General features: G+C 62.5%; 15 protein-coding genes. 5 read left to right on the top strand and 10 right to left on the bottom strand.

The window, feature by feature from the left end; translation table 11 throughout:
• Positions 1–2 precede the first annotated feature (2 nt).
• The 3 genes from QMY55_RS06455 (at position 3) to QMY55_RS06445 (ending at position 2,101) form a co-directional block, all read left to right on the top strand.
• On the top strand, positions 3–947 hold the full coding sequence (locus tag QMY55_RS06455) for a 2-dehydropantoate 2-reductase (RefSeq protein ID WP_283487851.1): 945 nt from the start codon (positions 3–5) through the stop codon (positions 945–947).
• A 361-nt stretch (positions 948–1,308) separates the two neighbouring features.
• Entirely contained in the window at positions 1,309–1,614 is a 306-nt protein-coding gene (locus QMY55_RS06450) for a winged helix-turn-helix transcriptional regulator (RefSeq protein WP_012206858.1), read from the top strand.
• Between the two features lie 133 nt (positions 1,615–1,747).
• The gene (locus QMY55_RS06445; protein WP_283487848.1) at positions 1,748–2,101 is read left to right on the top strand and encodes an FKBP-type peptidyl-prolyl cis-trans isomerase; all 354 of its coding nucleotides are present in this window, start codon (positions 1,748–1,750) and stop codon (positions 2,099–2,101) included.
• 68 nt (positions 2,102–2,169) lie between these two features.
• Here QMY55_RS06445 and QMY55_RS06440 read toward each other — a convergent pair whose 3' ends face one another.
• From QMY55_RS06440 to ppsA, 4 genes are all read right to left on the bottom strand, one after another.
• A complete protein-coding gene (locus QMY55_RS06440) occupies positions 2,170–2,661 on the bottom strand; it encodes a hypothetical protein (RefSeq protein ID WP_283487847.1) in 492 nt (163 codons plus the stop codon).
• A gap of 125 nt (positions 2,662–2,786) precedes the next feature.
• Entirely contained in the window at positions 2,787–4,898 is a 2,112-nt protein-coding gene (locus QMY55_RS06435) for a VC_2705 family sodium/solute symporter (protein ID WP_283487846.1), read from the bottom strand.
• The gene (locus tag QMY55_RS06430) at positions 4,891–5,262 is read right to left on the bottom strand and encodes a DUF4212 domain-containing protein (RefSeq protein ID WP_283487845.1); all 372 of its coding nucleotides are present in this window, start codon (positions 5,260–5,262) and stop codon (positions 4,891–4,893) included. The genes QMY55_RS06435 and QMY55_RS06430 overlap by 8 nt, the downstream gene beginning before the upstream one ends.
• 14 nt (positions 5,263–5,276) lie before the next feature.
• Positions 5,277–7,667 (bottom strand): phosphoenolpyruvate synthase, encoded by a 2,391-nt coding sequence (gene ppsA / locus QMY55_RS06425; RefSeq protein WP_283487844.1) that lies wholly within the window; start codon positions 7,665–7,667, stop codon positions 5,277–5,279.
• Positions 7,668–7,920: 253 nt separating this feature from the next.
• Between ppsA and ppsR the strand changes: the two genes are divergently transcribed.
• Entirely contained in the window at positions 7,921–8,742 is an 822-nt protein-coding gene (gene ppsR, locus QMY55_RS06420) for a posphoenolpyruvate synthetase regulatory kinase/phosphorylase PpsR (RefSeq protein WP_283487843.1), read from the top strand.
• A 141-nt stretch (positions 8,743–8,883) separates the two neighbouring features.
• Here the strand turns inward: ppsR and QMY55_RS06415 are convergent, their stop codons facing one another.
• Positions 8,884–9,813 carry a LysR family transcriptional regulator gene (locus QMY55_RS06415; RefSeq protein WP_283487842.1) on the bottom strand — a complete coding sequence of 310 codons (930 nt, stop codon included), beginning with the start codon at positions 9,811–9,813 and terminating at the stop codon, positions 8,884–8,886.
• A 275-nt stretch (positions 9,814–10,088) separates the two neighbouring features.
• Here QMY55_RS06415 and QMY55_RS06410 point away from each other — a divergent pair, with 275 nt between their 5' ends.
• On the top strand, positions 10,089–10,337 hold the full coding sequence (locus tag QMY55_RS06410) for a DUF2798 domain-containing protein (protein ID WP_283487841.1): 249 nt from the start codon (positions 10,089–10,091) through the stop codon (positions 10,335–10,337).
• 85 nt (positions 10,338–10,422) lie between these two features.
• On the opposite strand, the gene QMY55_RS06405 is transcribed toward QMY55_RS06410, so the two are convergent.
• From QMY55_RS06405 to QMY55_RS06385, 5 genes are read right to left on the bottom strand one after another with little or no spacing between them, the layout of a single operon-like run.
• The gene (locus QMY55_RS06405) at positions 10,423–11,247 is read right to left on the bottom strand and encodes a heme ABC transporter ATP-binding protein (RefSeq protein WP_283487840.1); all 825 of its coding nucleotides are present in this window, start codon (positions 11,245–11,247) and stop codon (positions 10,423–10,425) included.
• Positions 11,244–12,383, bottom strand: coding sequence for a FecCD family ABC transporter permease (locus QMY55_RS06400; protein ID WP_283487839.1), 1,140 nt, complete (start codon positions 12,381–12,383; stop codon positions 11,244–11,246). Before QMY55_RS06400 ends, QMY55_RS06405 begins: the two co-directional genes overlap by 4 nt.
• A complete protein-coding gene (locus QMY55_RS06395; RefSeq protein WP_283487838.1) occupies positions 12,383–13,267 on the bottom strand; it encodes a heme/hemin ABC transporter substrate-binding protein in 885 nt (294 codons plus the stop codon). Before QMY55_RS06395 ends, QMY55_RS06400 begins: the two co-directional genes overlap by 1 nt.
• Entirely contained in the window at positions 13,264–14,376 is a 1,113-nt protein-coding gene (locus QMY55_RS06390) for a hemin-degrading factor (protein ID WP_283487837.1), read from the bottom strand. The genes QMY55_RS06395 and QMY55_RS06390 overlap by 4 nt, the downstream gene beginning before the upstream one ends.
• Positions 14,373–14,762, bottom strand: a complete 390-nt coding sequence (locus QMY55_RS06385) for a hypothetical protein (RefSeq protein ID WP_283487836.1) — start codon at positions 14,760–14,762, stop codon at positions 14,373–14,375. The genes QMY55_RS06390 and QMY55_RS06385 overlap by 4 nt, the downstream gene beginning before the upstream one ends.
• Positions 14,763–14,813 lie beyond the last annotated feature (51 nt).

Here is a 14,813-nt window from a genome sequence, read left to right as displayed (position 1 = left end):
CCATGACCTCATCAGCTCACTCCTCCTCCAAGCCTTCGCTGTCTGTTGCCGTCCTGGGGGCGGGCTCGGTGGGCTGCTATTTCGGCGCCTTGCTGGCGCGTGCCGGCCATGCCGTCACTCTGATTGGCCGCGAGTCGCATGTGCAAGCCATTCGCGAGCATGGCCTGCGGCTGCAGACGGCTGAGCAGGACACCCACATCCCCGTGACCGCCAGCACCAGCGCTCAGTCAGTGGCGGGGGCTGATGTCGTGCTGTTCTGTGTCAAGTCCACCGACACGGAAACCGCTGCAGCCCAGATCAAGCCTTATCTGGCACCGCATACCCAGATACTGAGCCTGCAAAACGGCGTGGACAACGACGAACGCATGCGCTCCATCCTGGGCTGCCAACCCGTGGCCGCCACCGTGGTCTATGTGGCCACAGCCATGGCCGGTCCCGGCCATGTGCGCCACTTTGGCCGGGGCGAGCTGGTCATCGCCTCCTGCCCGCAAGGGCCTGAAATTGCACGGCAGTTCAGTGCCGCCGGCATTCCCACCCAGATATCGGATGACGTGCGTTCGTCACTTTGGCAAAAGCTCATCATCAACTGCGTCTACAACGCGCTCTCTGCCCTGACCCAGCAGCCCTATGGCTGGCTGGTGGCGCAAACAGGCACCGCTGCCGTCATGCAGGACATCGCCAACGAGTGCAAGGCCGTCGCCCGGGCCGATGGAGTGAAACTGCCCGCGCAGATTGACGAGGCCATTGCAGCCATCGCCCGCACCATGCCGGGCCAGTTGTCCTCCACCGCGCAAGACCTGTCACGCGGCAAGCCCACGGAAATTGATCATCTCAACGGCTATGTGGTGCGGCGCGGGCAGACACTGGGGGTTGCCACGCCCGCCAACCGCTTGCTGCAGCTGCTGGTGCAGATGAAGCAAGCGGGAGCCCACAACACCGGACTATGATTTCAATAGCTGCCTGCGCATATGCTGATTGGCCTAGCAGCCAAGATCACTGCAATTTCCCTCACAAAGCCAGCACTCGCACTTCCGGCATGCCCTGTCCAAAGCCGTCGATCACGCCTGGAGGCTTGGCGTATTGCTATAAACCCTGAAGCACAGACTTGTCCTATCTGGTTTCGTGGCCCCCCCGCAACACTTGGCCGCAGTTTGTCGTGTTTATCACCTCAAGGCGTTGCAGTTGCAGATTTGGAGCTACTAAACTTGTAGCAAAATAATTTAATCGCTATAGTTCACCAGACTAGGCACTGAGCGCACAGGCAAGTGCACCAGGCTCTATAACACCACTGCGCAAGGAGAAGCGTCCATGAGCTCCAAAGAAAACGCCGCCATCAACCAGCTGTTCGAAAAGCTCGAATGCCGATATGCGCTGCGCGTGCTGTGGGCCCTGCGGGATGGTCATCCACAGACTTTCCGCCTGCTGCAAGACAGCGTGGGCGGCATCACCCCCAACACACTCAACACACGCATCAAAGAGCTGCGCGAGTGTGGCCTGCTTGAGCATGGCAGCGACGGCTACACCGTGACCCTGGCGGGCCAGGACCTGCTCAAGCGCCTGTCGGACGTTCAGGCCTTCGCCAACCGCTGGGTGGCGGCGCGTGCCAAGAAGTAGACCTTGCTGCTGAAGAGGCCTGAAGGCCTCCTGAGCAGGCAACCCCACCTATATCATCCAAGGGCCCCAAGCATGCTTGGCCGGCCCTTTTTTCCATCGCCTTTTTCTGCTTTGCGCTGAAAGGAAATCCATCATGGCTTTCAACACTACTGCCTCTGGCCTGCAATACGAAGACACCGTTGTAGGCGAAGGCGCCGAAGCCCGTGCCGGTCAGAACGTGACCGTGCACTACACCGGCTGGCTCTACAACAATGGCGTGCAAGGCGCCAAATTCGACTCCAGCAAGGACCGCAATGATCCTTTCGTCTTCCCCCTGGGCGCCGGCATGGTCATCAAGGGCTGGGACGAAGGCGTGCAAGGCATGAAGGTCGGCGGCCAGCGCACCCTGCTGATTCCCGCAGCCCTGGGCTATGGCGCACGCGGCGCCGGCGGCGTAATCCCTCCCAATGCCACACTGAAGTTTGATGTGGAATTGCTGGCAGTCTGACTGACACTCAAACCCTCACTCTGAAAAAAGCGGCTTTCAAGCCGCTTTTTTCATGGACAGAGAGCAAGCTAGGTCGCTTCTGCCTCGAACAGGGCCTTGTGCAGCGGTGCATAGGCCTTGTCACCCACTGCCTCTCGGATGCGCGGAGCCAGCTCCACCAATTGCGCATAACCCATGGCAGCCTCTACGGCCAGATTCAGCCGAAATCCCTTGAGCCCCAGCCCGCCAGTAATGGTCGCAGCCATAGGGTAGGCTTTTTGATAGCGACGGACCACGCTTTGCGCATCAAGCTCGGCTGGCACCATGGCAGACACTGCAGTCAAGGACTCAGCCTTGGCGGCGGAAGACTCGGTGGCCTGAGCCTTTTCCTCCAGCCAGCCTTTTTCCACCAGGCCCAGAATATCGTCCTTGCCAATGCCAAGCGCCGCAGTGGCATCAAGCACCTGCGCCAGACTCCGGTTGCCGTCAAACAGCAAAAATGCCGAGCGCAGACGCTGGCTCAAATCCGCATGGCGCTCCTTGAAGGCCTGCTGCCCCTCTGGTGTTTTGATCAGATACATGGCTGTACTTTCCTCTTGAACCTGCGCAGGGTGACAGGATTGCAAAAGAGAGCAAAGCGGGTTTACGTGCAGCCAATCAGGCAGCTTGCGCCAGCACAAATCCATGCAACTCGGTGCACCACGCGTCAGCAGCCATCCAGTCCGGATTTCTTCAAGCGCAATGCACGACGCCCATCCCACCAGCTGATAAGCAAGGTTGCGACGAATCCGGCGGGCACGCCGAACACACCGGCCGAGATTGGCTGAATGTCCCACCACAGCCTGTCGGTTCGCAGAGCCTGCGGCAGCACGCCCTGCAGCCCGGGCACATGGGCCACCATGTAGTACACCGCCACACTCAGGCCGATCAGCATGCCGGCAACGGCTCCACGCCGCGTGGTGCCGCGCCAGAAGATGCCCATCACCATGGCAGGCACAAAAGCCGATGCCGCCAGCGAAAACGAGGCCGAGACCATGGGCAGGATGTCCGCCGAGCGGCGCGCGGCCACAAAAGCCGCCGAGAGCGCCACCAGCAGCAGCGCAAACTTGGACAGAATCACGCGCTGCTCGGGCAGGATACGGCGCTTGAACGTCTCCACACGCTGGCGCTCCTGGTAGTAGAGGTCGCGTACCAGCGCATTGCTGATGGTCAGCAGCAGGCCATCTGCCGTGGACAGGGCCGCAGCCAGGCCGCCCGCAGCCACCAGACCGGATACGACATAGGGCATTCCTCCCAGCTCCGGCGTGGCCAGAATGATCAGGTCGGCACCCATGCGGATCTCGCCAAACTGCAGGATGCCGTCGCCGTTGATATCCTCCACGGCCAGCAACGATCCATCCACACGCGTCCATTGCGCCATCCAGTTGGGCAGAGCATCAAAGTGCGTTCCGACCAGATTGCTCATGACCTCGTACTTGACCATCACCGCCAGGGCCGGTGCACTGAGGTAGAGCAGGCCGATGAAGAACAACGACCAGGCCACCGAACTGCGCGCGGCCGAGACCGAGGGCACCGTGTAATAGCGCGTGAGCAAATGCGGCAGCCCTGCTGCCCCCACCATCAGGCAGAACATCAGCGCCAGGAAATTGCGGCGGCTGACGTCATAAGCCTGCTGCTCCTCGGGCGTGCCATGCGGATCGCCGGCGAAGGGCTGGCTCTGCAGCGGTATCCCCCCCAGAGGCTTGGCTCTTTCATAGGCCTCACGCAGCTCGCGCGTCCAGCGCTCGCGCGCCGTCGCTTCGTCCCTGGGCATGGAAGCCAGTTCGCGGCTGGCGGCCATGATGGCGCCGATATTGCCGCTGCTGGTGCGCAGCTCGCGGATATGCTCTGCCAGCGCCTGCCGCTCCGCAGCCAGCACATTGGGCACATCGCGCAGTTTGGCCTGCAGCACCTGAGCGCGGGTGCGATAGGCTTCCAGCACAGATTGCTCGGCTTCGGAAGCCAGCAACTGCTGCTCCATGGCTGCAATCTTGCTCAGCTGCTGGGTGTAGACCACCGGTGCCAAGGGATTGCCCAGTTGCTTGTAGGCCAGCCAGGAGACCGGCAGCATGAAGGCCAGCAAGATCACCACATACTGCGCCACCTGTGTCCAGGTGATGGCACGCATGCCCCCCAGAAACGAGCACAGCAGCACACCGCCCAGACCCAGCATGATGCCGATCTCGAACTGCACGCCCGTGAGCCGCGCGGCACTCAGGCCCACGCCATAGATCTGGGCCACCACATAGGTGAAGGAGCAGGTGATGGCGGCCAGCGCCGCAATGATGCGCGGCCAGCGCCCGCCAAACCGGGCCTGGAAAAAATCCGGCACGGTATAGAGGTTCATGGCCCGCAGATAGGGGGCAATCAGCATGCCGACCAGGCAAAAGCCTCCGGTCCAGCCCAGCACATAAGCCAGCCCGCCCGGTTGCGAGCCTGCTCCCGAGAAACCTTGCAGATAAAGAGCACCCGAGAGGCTGATGAACGAGGCAGCACTCATCCAGTCGGCCGCAGCGGCCATGCCGTTATAGAACGGGGGAATGCGGCGCCCGGCGACGAAGTACTCCTCGGCATCACTGGTACGTGAATACACACCAATGCCCGCATAGACCATCACCGTGCAAAACAGAAAGATAGGGCCTATCCAGTGGCGTGAAAGGCCGCGTGCTTCGGCCCAGAACATAGCGCCCAGAAAGCCCAGCACCCCCAGAACATAGAGAAAAAGAATACGGTGCAGGCGCCAGTGATAGGCGCGGCTGAGCAAGGGCCGCTCAGACATGCGGGGTAGTGCTGGCTAAGTGTTCAGATGCCGCTTGGCGGGCATCCTCCTTGGCTTGCTTGCGCTCGAAATAATCCATGGCCACGCAGTAGACCACGATGATCAGCAAAAACACAAGCACGGAACCCTGCGCCGCCATCCAGTAGGCAACGGGCCAATCGGGAAACAGAGCCTGGAGATCCCGTGCAAAGTAGCTGCTGCCAAATGAAAACACCACCCAGACCGTCAGCAGCAAGGCTTTGAGTTTCAGGTGGTGCGCGTCGTGCAGATCCGGCGGGAAGGTAACCTCCCGCGGTCTGCCGTAAGCGTCGAACAGTGCGTCCGACGCAGCATCGTCATGCATGGGCGCTTGAGGCGTCTGCATGGCGATGCAACAGCTTATTCAGCCAGCTTCTGCCAAGTGGCAACCACGCTGTCAGGGTTCAGCGAGATGGACGAGATGCCTTCGTCGGCCAACCACTTGGCAAAGTCGGGGTGGTCCGAAGGGCCCTGACCGCAGATGCCGACGTACTTGTCCTGGTCACGGCAGGCCTTGATGGCACGGGACAGCATCTTCTTGACGGCGGGGTCGCGCTCGTCGAAGTCGGCAGCCAGCAGCTCCAGACCGGAATCGCGGTCCAGGCCCAGGGTCAGCTGGGTCAGGTCGTTGGAGCCCACGGAGAAGCCGTCGAAGTACTCGAGGAACTCATCGGCCAGGATGGCGTTGGAGGGCACTTCGCACATCATGATCAGCTGCAGGCCGTTCTCGCCGCGCTTCAAGCCGTTTTCAGCCAGCAGCTCGGTCACGCGCTTGGCCTGGCCCAGCGTACGCACGAACGGAATCATGATCTTGATGTTGGTCAGGCCCATTTCCTCACGCACGCGGCGCAGGGCTTCGCATTCCATCTTGAAGGCTTCGCCGAACTCGGACGAGATGTAGCGCGCCGCACCACGGAAGCCCAGCATGGGGTTCTCTTCCTCGGGCTCGTAGCGGCTGCCGCCGATCAGCTTGCGGTATTCGTTGGACTTGAAGTCCGACATGCGCACGATGACGGGCTTGGGCCAGAAGGCAGCAGCAATCGTTGCCACGCCTTCCGCCACCTTGTCCACGTAGAAGGCACGGGGCGATGCATGGCCACGGGCCACGGATTCCACAGCCTTCTTCAGGTCGGGAGCCACAGCGGGGTAGTCCAAGATGGCCTTAGGGTGTACGCCGATATTGTTGTTGATGATGAACTCGAGACGCGCCAGACCCACGCCTTCGTTGGGCAACTGGGCAAAGTCAAAAGCCAGCTGGGGGTTGCCCACATTCATCATGATCTTGGTCGGGATCGAGGGCATCTCGCCGCGCTTGACCTCGGTCACCTCGGTCTCGATCAGACCGTCATAGATCTTGCCGGTATCGCCTTCGGCGCAGGACACGGTCACCAGGGTGTCGGCCTTGAGCAGATCGGTGGCGTTGCCACAGCCCACGACCGCAGGAATGCCCAGTTCACGCGCAATGATGGCCGCGTGGCAGGTACGGCCACCACGGTTGGTCACGATGGCAGAAGCCTTCTTCATGACGGGCTCCCAGTTGGGGTCGGTCATGTCGGTCACAAGCACATCACCGGCTTGCACCTGATCCATCTGCGAAATGTCGGACACCAGACGCACGGGGCCGGTACCGATCTTCTGGCCAATGGCACGGCCTTCGGCCAGCACATTGCCTGTGCCCTTGAGCTTGTAACGCAGCTCGGCCTGACCCTTGGACTGGCTCTTCACGGTTTCGGGGCGAGCCTGCAGGATGTAGAGCTGGCCGTCGGTACCGTCCTTGCCCCACTCGATGTCCATGGGACGGCCATAGTGCTGCTCGATCACCAGTGCGTAATGCGCCAGCTGCTGCACTTCCTCGTCGGTCAGCGAGTAACGGTTGCGCAGCTCATGGGCCACGTCCACGGTCTTGACCAGCTTGCCATCGGCAGCCTTCTCTTCGGGAGTAGCGAAGATCATCTGGATCAGCTTGGAGCCCAGATTGCGGCGGATCAGTGCCTTGTTGCCAGCCTTGAGCATGGGCTTGTGCACATAGAACTCGTCAGGGTTCACGGCGCCCTGCACCACGGTCTCGCCCAGGCCGTAGCTGGAGGTGATGAAGACCACTTCTTCGAAACCGGATTCGGTGTCGATGGTGAACATCACGCCGGCGGCGCCCAGGTCGGAGCGCACCATGCGCTGCACGCCGGCGGACAATGCCACCACATCGTGCTCGAAGCCCTTGTGCACACGGTAGGAGATGGCGCGGTCGTTGTACAGCGAGGCGAACACCTCCTTCATCTTGTGCAGCACGTCCTCGATGCCCACCACGTTCAGGAAGGTTTCCTGCTGGCCGGCAAACGATGCGTCGGGCAGATCTTCCGCAGTTGCGGAGGAGCGCACGGCAAAAGAGGCTTCGCTATTGCCGCCCTGCAGGCGAGCGAATTCGTCGCGGATGGCCTTTTCCAGATCGGCAGGGAAAGGCTGGTTTTCCACCATGGCACGGATTTCCGCGCCCACAGCGGCCAGGGCGCGGACATCGTCCACGTCCAGAGCGGCCAGCTTGGCAGAGATCTTGTCGGCCAAGCCTTCAAAGGCTAGGAATTCGCGGAACGCATGGGCCGTGGTGGCAAAGCCGGTAGGCACGCGCACGCCCTGGGGCAGTTGCGAGATCATTTCGCCGAGCGAGGCGTTCTTGCCGCCTACGGACTCGACATCGGACATTCTCAGTTTTTCAAACGGAACGACCAATGCGGTCGCCTCGAACAGTTGAGACATGGGGAAGCTCCAAAGTTAAAAACCGGTACGCAGGCGTCCTCTGGGCTGAATGGCCAGGGGCACGCGAACCCACGCTGCATCAATGCAGTGCTTTGCTGTTCTGGATGTCGACCGTCAACGAGCATGGGTTGGAATTTGGGAATAATGGGCGCCATTGTAGGCCGAGCCGAAGCGCTTCGCGTGGCTCAAACCTGTTTCAGAGTCCGGGGCATGGCATTCCAGACCTAGCCCTTATCCAATCAAAGCGCGCACCATGCATACCCATACGATATTTGTCATTTCTGACGGCACCGGCATCACTGCGGAGACCTTTGGGACGGCCATCATGGCCCAGTTCGACACCAAGCCCCGTCTGGTGCGCATTCCTTTTGTGGACTCCATGGACAAGGTCCATCAGGCCATCCGCCAGATCAACCACGTGGCTTCGGTCGAGAGCAAGAAGCCCATTGTCTTCACCACCCTGGTCAATCAGGAATATCTGGAACTGATCGAGTCGACCTGCAAGGGAAAGGTCTTTGACATGTTCGGCACCTTTGTACGCCCGCTGGAGGTGGAACTGGGCCAGAAGTCGTTGCACCGTGTGGGCCGCTTTGCCGATATCAGCGAGAGCAAGGAATATCTGGAACGCATGGAGGCCATCAACTACACGCTGGCCCATGACGACGGCCAGACCAATACCGATCTGACGGGCGCCGACGTCATCCTGGTGGGCGTGAGCCGCTCGGGCAAGACGCCCACCAGCCTGTACCTGGCCATGCAGTTCGGCCTCAAGGTGGCCAACTATCCGCTGATTCCCGAAGACTTCGAACGCAAGCAGCTGCCGCCGGCACTGGTGCCTTATCGCCAGAAACTGTTTGGCCTGACGATTGACCCGATGCGCCTGTCCTCCATCCGCAACGAACGCCGCCCCGACTCCAAGTACGCAAGTCTGCAGAACTGCCGCTATGAAGTAGCCGAGGCCGAGGCCATGATGCGCCGCAGCGGCATCGAGTGGTTGTCCAGCACCACCAAGTCGATCGAGGAAATCGCCACCACCATCCTGCAGGAAGTGCTGCCCCAGCATCTGGGGCATTGATCAAGACTCCCCCTGAGGCGCTTTGCCTAGGCGGCCCCGCGCCTTCCCCCTCTCTCGCTGCGCGGGAGGGGGACGCAGCCTTCGCCGCGAGGCGGCTCTTGCTCGGCTGCTCTGACTTGAGGCCCGCCGAATGCCAAGAGCTCAGCTCAGCCTCTGCTGCTTCGGCAGCTCCTGCAACAGATAGTCCACCAAGGCCCTGACCTTGGCCGGCACATATTTACGGTCCTTGAAGCAGGCGAAAAAATCCAGCGGGGCGTCTTCGAACTGCAACTGCCCCTTGCGGGCAGGCTTGAGCGTCAGCGGCAGCAGCCGCCTCTGGCGCAGCTGCTCATGCACGATGAAGCTGCCCGCCCAGACAATGCCGCCGCCGGCCACGGCGAACTCCACCAGTGCATCGATATCGCTGCCGATGGCTGCAATCTTCTGCTGCGGATCGGTGCGCTGGCCATCGCGCAGAAAAGGCCAGCGCATGATGCGGCCGTCGCGCTCACGCCGGTACAGCAGGCAGGCATGTTCGAGCAACTCCTGCGCCGTCTGCGGGCTGCCATGCTGCTGCAGATATTGGGGTGAGGCGCAGAGAATACGCGGCACCGAGGCCAGTTGCCGCACCGACATGCCGGGCTCCAGCACATCGCGGTAACGCACACTGATGTCTATATCTTCCTTGAGCACATCCACATGGCGATCGGTGATCAGCAGCTCAAGCTCCAGACGCGGATGCTGCGCGGCAAAGGCTGGCAACAGCGGCGCCAACATATGGCGGCCAAACGCAGCCATGCAGGCAATGCGCAAGCGGCCTTGCAGCTCGCCATGGATCAGCGACAGATCGGACTGTGCCTTTTCCAGCTCCTCCAGCACCGGCGCCACGCGGGCCAGATAACGCTCGCCCGCTTCGGTCAGTGCCATGGAGCGGGTGGTGCGGGTGATCAGGCGCGTGCCCAGCTCACGCTCCAGCCGCGCAATGTTCTGGCTGGCCGCTGCCGGCGATATGCCCAGCTGGCGCGCGGCCGAGGCGATGGAGCCGCCCTCCAGGGCTTTGACAAAGGTTTCTATGGCACGCAGATTCGGCATGACTGCGAATGTATCCCCAATCGCATTCGCAAGTTCTGCTTATGAGTGCAGCAAGCTCCAGGCCTCTACCGACAGCCCGAAGCAGCGCTTACAGTTCGGGCTCTTCAGTCATTCATGTTTTCAGCTACAGCCGTTTATGAGGCTGTGCCATCCGCTATGAATATGAATGCGAATCTCACGACTTACGCAAATCAGGTTCAGGCAAGCGCTGCAGCTCAAGGCAGCATTCCTGCTCACCCTTGTTTGCGTAAGTCCCATATCTTTGTCAGGACTTCATGACCCCTTCTTTCAATCGACCCAAGCTGCACAAGCGGTTCACGCCCTTTGTCTTTGCCTTCTATATGGCCGGCATCATGGCTTTTCTGATGAGTTGCACCATCGTGGCCGCGAACAGCGGCTTCGGCGGCAACTATCTGCAACGTGTGCTCAGCGCCTACGCTCTGGCCATGCCCGTGGCTTTTTGCTGCGTGGTGATGGTTCGCCCTCTGGTGCTCAAGCTCGTTGCAGTCACGGTTCATAGCTGAATAGGTAGCGGCAACTGGCCGCTATCCATTCAGTAGTACATCGCGCTTGATGGATAGTCGTTTCAACAGGAGAACTCCCTAAAACTCAAGCAGCCATGGCGCTATCCGCTACAAAAATATATTGCAACGCGCCATCGCTGCTGCGCACCGGATCACACTGCATGCCCCAGACCTGTCGAACCAGTGCGGGCTGCAGCACGTCGAGCACCGCACCGTGATGCACTCCGGCATTACCGCCCAGTACCAGCACATCATCGGCATAGCGCAGGGCCAGGTTCAGGTCGTGAATCACGGCCACCACGCCCACGCCCTGCTCACCCGCCCATTGCCGCAGCAAGCGCATCGCATGGTGCTGATGGGCCAGGTCGAGAGCAGCGGTGGGCTCGTCCAGCAGCAGCCAGCGCGCCGCTCCGTCGGCGGGCATGCCACCATCTGACCAGATCTGTGCCAGTGCCCTGGCCAGATGCGTGCGCGCCCGCTCGCCACCTGACAGCGTGTTGATGCTGCGCTGCGCCAGATGATCGACCCCGGTCAGCGCCATGGCTTGCGCCGGAATCTGCTCATGCCCAGCACCGGGCTGATGGCGATGCGGATAGCGCCCAAGCTCCACCACTTCCTGCGCCGTGAAGTCAAAGGCCACGCTGCAATCCTGGGGCATGACGGCACGCCGCATGGCCAGTGCCTGCGACGCATGGCGAGCCAGTTCCAAGCCATCAAGCAAGACCTGGCCGCACTGCGGCAGGCGCTCACCCACCAGCATGGACATCAGCGTGGATTTGCCCGCGCCGTTGGGGCCGAGGATGGCGGTAAAGCGTCCGGCCCGTATCTGCACATCCACCGTGGCCAGACGCGGCCCCTTGGCCACGCCCACCCCCAGATTGCGGCATTCGATGTGTGAGGCTGCGCTCATACCTTGCTCCTGAACTGGCGCAGCATGGCCAGAAAAAGCGGCACGCCGATAAACGCGGTGAGCACGCCCAGCGGCAGCTCGGCAGGCTTGGCAATGGTGCGCGCCACGGCATCGGCGCTGACCACCAGTGCCGCACCCAGCAGGGCCGAGCCCGGCAGCACCACGCGATGGTCAGGCCCTGCCATCAGCCGCACCCAGTGCGGCGCGACCAGACCGATAAAACCGATGATGCCCGTGGTCGCGGTCACGGCCCCCACGGCCAGCGCAGCCACCATTACGGCGCGGCGCTTGGTTTTCTCGACGGCCACGCCCAGTAGATTGGCCTGGGCTTCGCCCAGTGCAATCGCATTCAGCGGCCTAGCCAGCGCCAGTGCCGCCATGATGCTGACAGCCACGCCGGCCGACACCAGCCCCACCGCACTCCAGCGCGATGCACCCAGGCTGCCCAGCAGCCACATCTGCAGATTGCGCAGTTGCTCGTCCGTGGACACAAAACTCAGAAAGCCCAGACCGGCCCCCGCCAGCGCATTGATGGCAATGCCGGCCAGCAGCATCAGGCCGATGCGGGTAGCCCCCTGGACCTGACCCAGCACATAGACCACGGCAGTCACGGCCAGACCTCCGCCAAACGCCATGGCCACCAGGGCCCAACTGCCCAGATGACGGGGCAGCCAGGGCAGATACATGCCGCCCAGCACAATGGTCACGCCTGCGGCCAGGGCCGCGCCGCTGCTGACGCCAATCAGCCCGGGGTCGGCCAGCGGATTGCGAAACAGGCCTTGCATCAAGGCCCCCGCCAGACCCAGCCCGGCCCCCGCAGCCACACCCATCAGCAGGCGCGGCAGGCGGATATTGAGAAACACCAGATGCTCGGGCCCGCTATGCACCTCGCCGCCAAAGAGACTGCGAATCCCGTCCCAGGCAATGCCGGGCAACTGATTGGGCGCAATCGCATAGGCACCGCTGGCTGCGCCCCAGACCATGGCCAGCAACACCAGCGCAGCGCCCAGCGCCAGCGTGGCGCTGCGGCTGAGCCGGCCCGCCGACGTGCGCCAGCGCGATGCCTCTACAGGTCGATCTGCGGGCCGATTCACGCGCCTGGGCCGCGATGCAGGCTTGACCGCCACCGTGCTCATCAAGCCACCCACTGCAAGCTGCGCATATGCAGGGCCTGCACCGCCGTGGGCAGGCGCGGGCCAAAGCCCAGCAGATGGCTGGCCTCCAGCGTCACCAGCGCTTTCTTGGCAAAGGCCGGTGTCAGCGCCAGCTCGGGGCGCTTCCAGAAAGCCGCTTCGCCACCCAGCGCTTCAATGCCCTGGGTGGTGTTGATGATGACCTCGGGCGCGGCGCTGGCCATGGCTTCGGCCGTCAAGGGCTTGTAGCCCTCGAACTGGTCGATGGCATTGACGCAGCCCGCGTACTGCATCAGCGCATTGGCGGCCGTGCCCTTGCCCGCCACTTGCGGGCTGCCACTGTGCGAGAGCACAAACAGCACGCGCGGCTTGCGCTGGGCCTTGCCCACCTGGGCCTGCACGCTGCTCCACTGCGCATCGAGCTGGGCCAGCAGCTTGTTGGCCTCAGCCAGGCGGCCGGTTTCGCGGCCCACGACCCTGACTTTTTCCTGGACCTCGGCCCAGTTGTGCCTGGCCGCAACCAGCGATACGCGAACACCGGCCTGACGGATCTGGTCGAGCACCACGGGCGGCCCAGCCTCGCTGGTGCCGATTACCGCATCGGGCTTGAGCGAGAGCAGGCCTTCGGCCGAGAGCTGACGCACATAGCCGACCTTGGCGGTTTTTTGCGCCGCTTCGGGAAACAGGCTGGTGGTGTCCGTGCCCACCAGCAGGCCCTGGGCATTGAGCAGATAGACCACCTCGGTCAGCGCGCTACTGAGCGACACCAGCCGTTTCGCTCCAGGCGTGACACCGGCGGTCTGGGCCAGGGCCGGCAGGGCCGCGCCCGCCACGGCCGCGCCCAGCCACTGCAGGCCCTGGCGCCGGGAAATGCTGGTTGTGCTCATGCAGCCTCCGCCACGGCCGCCTTGCGCGGCAGGCCGGCCACCAGATCGCGCCAGCCTTGCAGCTCGGGCTGGCCGGGCTTGCGCTCGCCAAAGAACATGGCCATGTTGTTGCCTTCGGCATCGAACACTTCGACCGAGGTCACCACACCATCGCTGGTGGGCTTTTGCACCACCCAGACGTCGGCAATCATGTCGGTGCGCAGATGCAGGTTGAAGCCCTTGTCCAGCACATTGATCCAGCGCACGCCATCCTTGCCGTCCATGGGCTGGATATTGCTCACGGGGCCGGTATGGATCTGGATGCAGCCGCTGCTGCCCACAAATACCATGATGGAAACGCCGTCCACTGCCGCATCGCCCAGCAGCTGTGCAATCGCATCGGTGCTCAGGCGCTCGCAGTACCGGGGCACCAGACGGAAGGCCTGCTGGCGCTCTGCGCCGTGCTTGCGCAGCATCTCGAAGAACTCATGCGTGTCCTTCATATCGGTCCAGGCCTGGGTCAGCGCGGGCACGTCGATCTCGCTATCGGCCTTGATCGCAGGCTTGGCGGCAGGCTCGCGGAACACATAGCCGGCGGACGGCTCGGCAAAGCGCTCCACCAGTGCATTCCAGGCCTTCATATCGGTGGCCTCGCGTGCAAATACCTTGTGCACGGCGCGGCCGGCGGCGTCGTAGAACTGCAGGCTGTGCATGGCCGGGCGATTGCCGTTGGCAGCAGCTTCCGTCACGGCAAAACCGGCATGCCAGTGCATGAGGAACAGGCGCAGATCGATCTCGCGGCTCAGCGCCAGACCGACCGGGCCCTGGGCCGAGAGGTTCTGGTAGATGCCGTCTTTTTCGTGCACGGTCGATTCGTTGCGCGTCAGCGCCATCACCTGGCCGCAGGCTTCGAGGCCCTTGAGAATCTCCAGCCATTCGGTGCGCAGCGGCACGGCCTTGAGCGGACGTTCATGGTCACCGCCATGGGCGGCGATCATTGCGCCCTCGCTCAGATGCAGGGCTTCAGCCGCATCCTTGGCACGCAGACCTTGCTGGCGCTTCTGCGCAAACTGCTCGCGGATCTGCACTGCGGTCAGAGTGTGGATTTCGGGGGATGTGATGGCGTTCATTGCAGGGTCTCCGGGCTGTGATGCCAGTGGGGTTGTGATTGGGAAAATTCGTCGTCAAAGCCGTGGGCCGAAGCCGGGTCTTCAACTGCGGGTTCAGGCTGTGCCAGCACCTGGGCCACGGTGGCCCAGCGCTGACCCAGCTTCTGCAGAAAGTGGCGCATGTCGCCAGACCGGTCGCCGCCGTCCTGGCCCTCGGCCATGCGCACCAATTGCTCGGCCACACGTTGCGCCATGGGTGCCCGGTGCATGGCACAGCAGCCCTGGCTGAAGCCGGTCATCAACGCCAGCACCGTGGCGAGCTGGGCCTCACCCTCGGTCAGCAGATATTCCTCATCGCGGCTGCCAGAGGCACTCTGGGCATTGGCGGTGTTCTCGTAGACAGACATGGCACACTCCAGCAGTTTTTGAGTCAAAACAGCCTCCAGCGCTTATTCATC

This window comes from Comamonas resistens (genome assembly GCF_030064165.1).
In the GTDB taxonomy this organism is placed as follows: Bacteria; Pseudomonadota; Gammaproteobacteria; order Burkholderiales; family Burkholderiaceae_C; genus Comamonas; species Comamonas resistens.
This window is presented reverse-complemented; position numbering and strand designations above follow the sequence as displayed.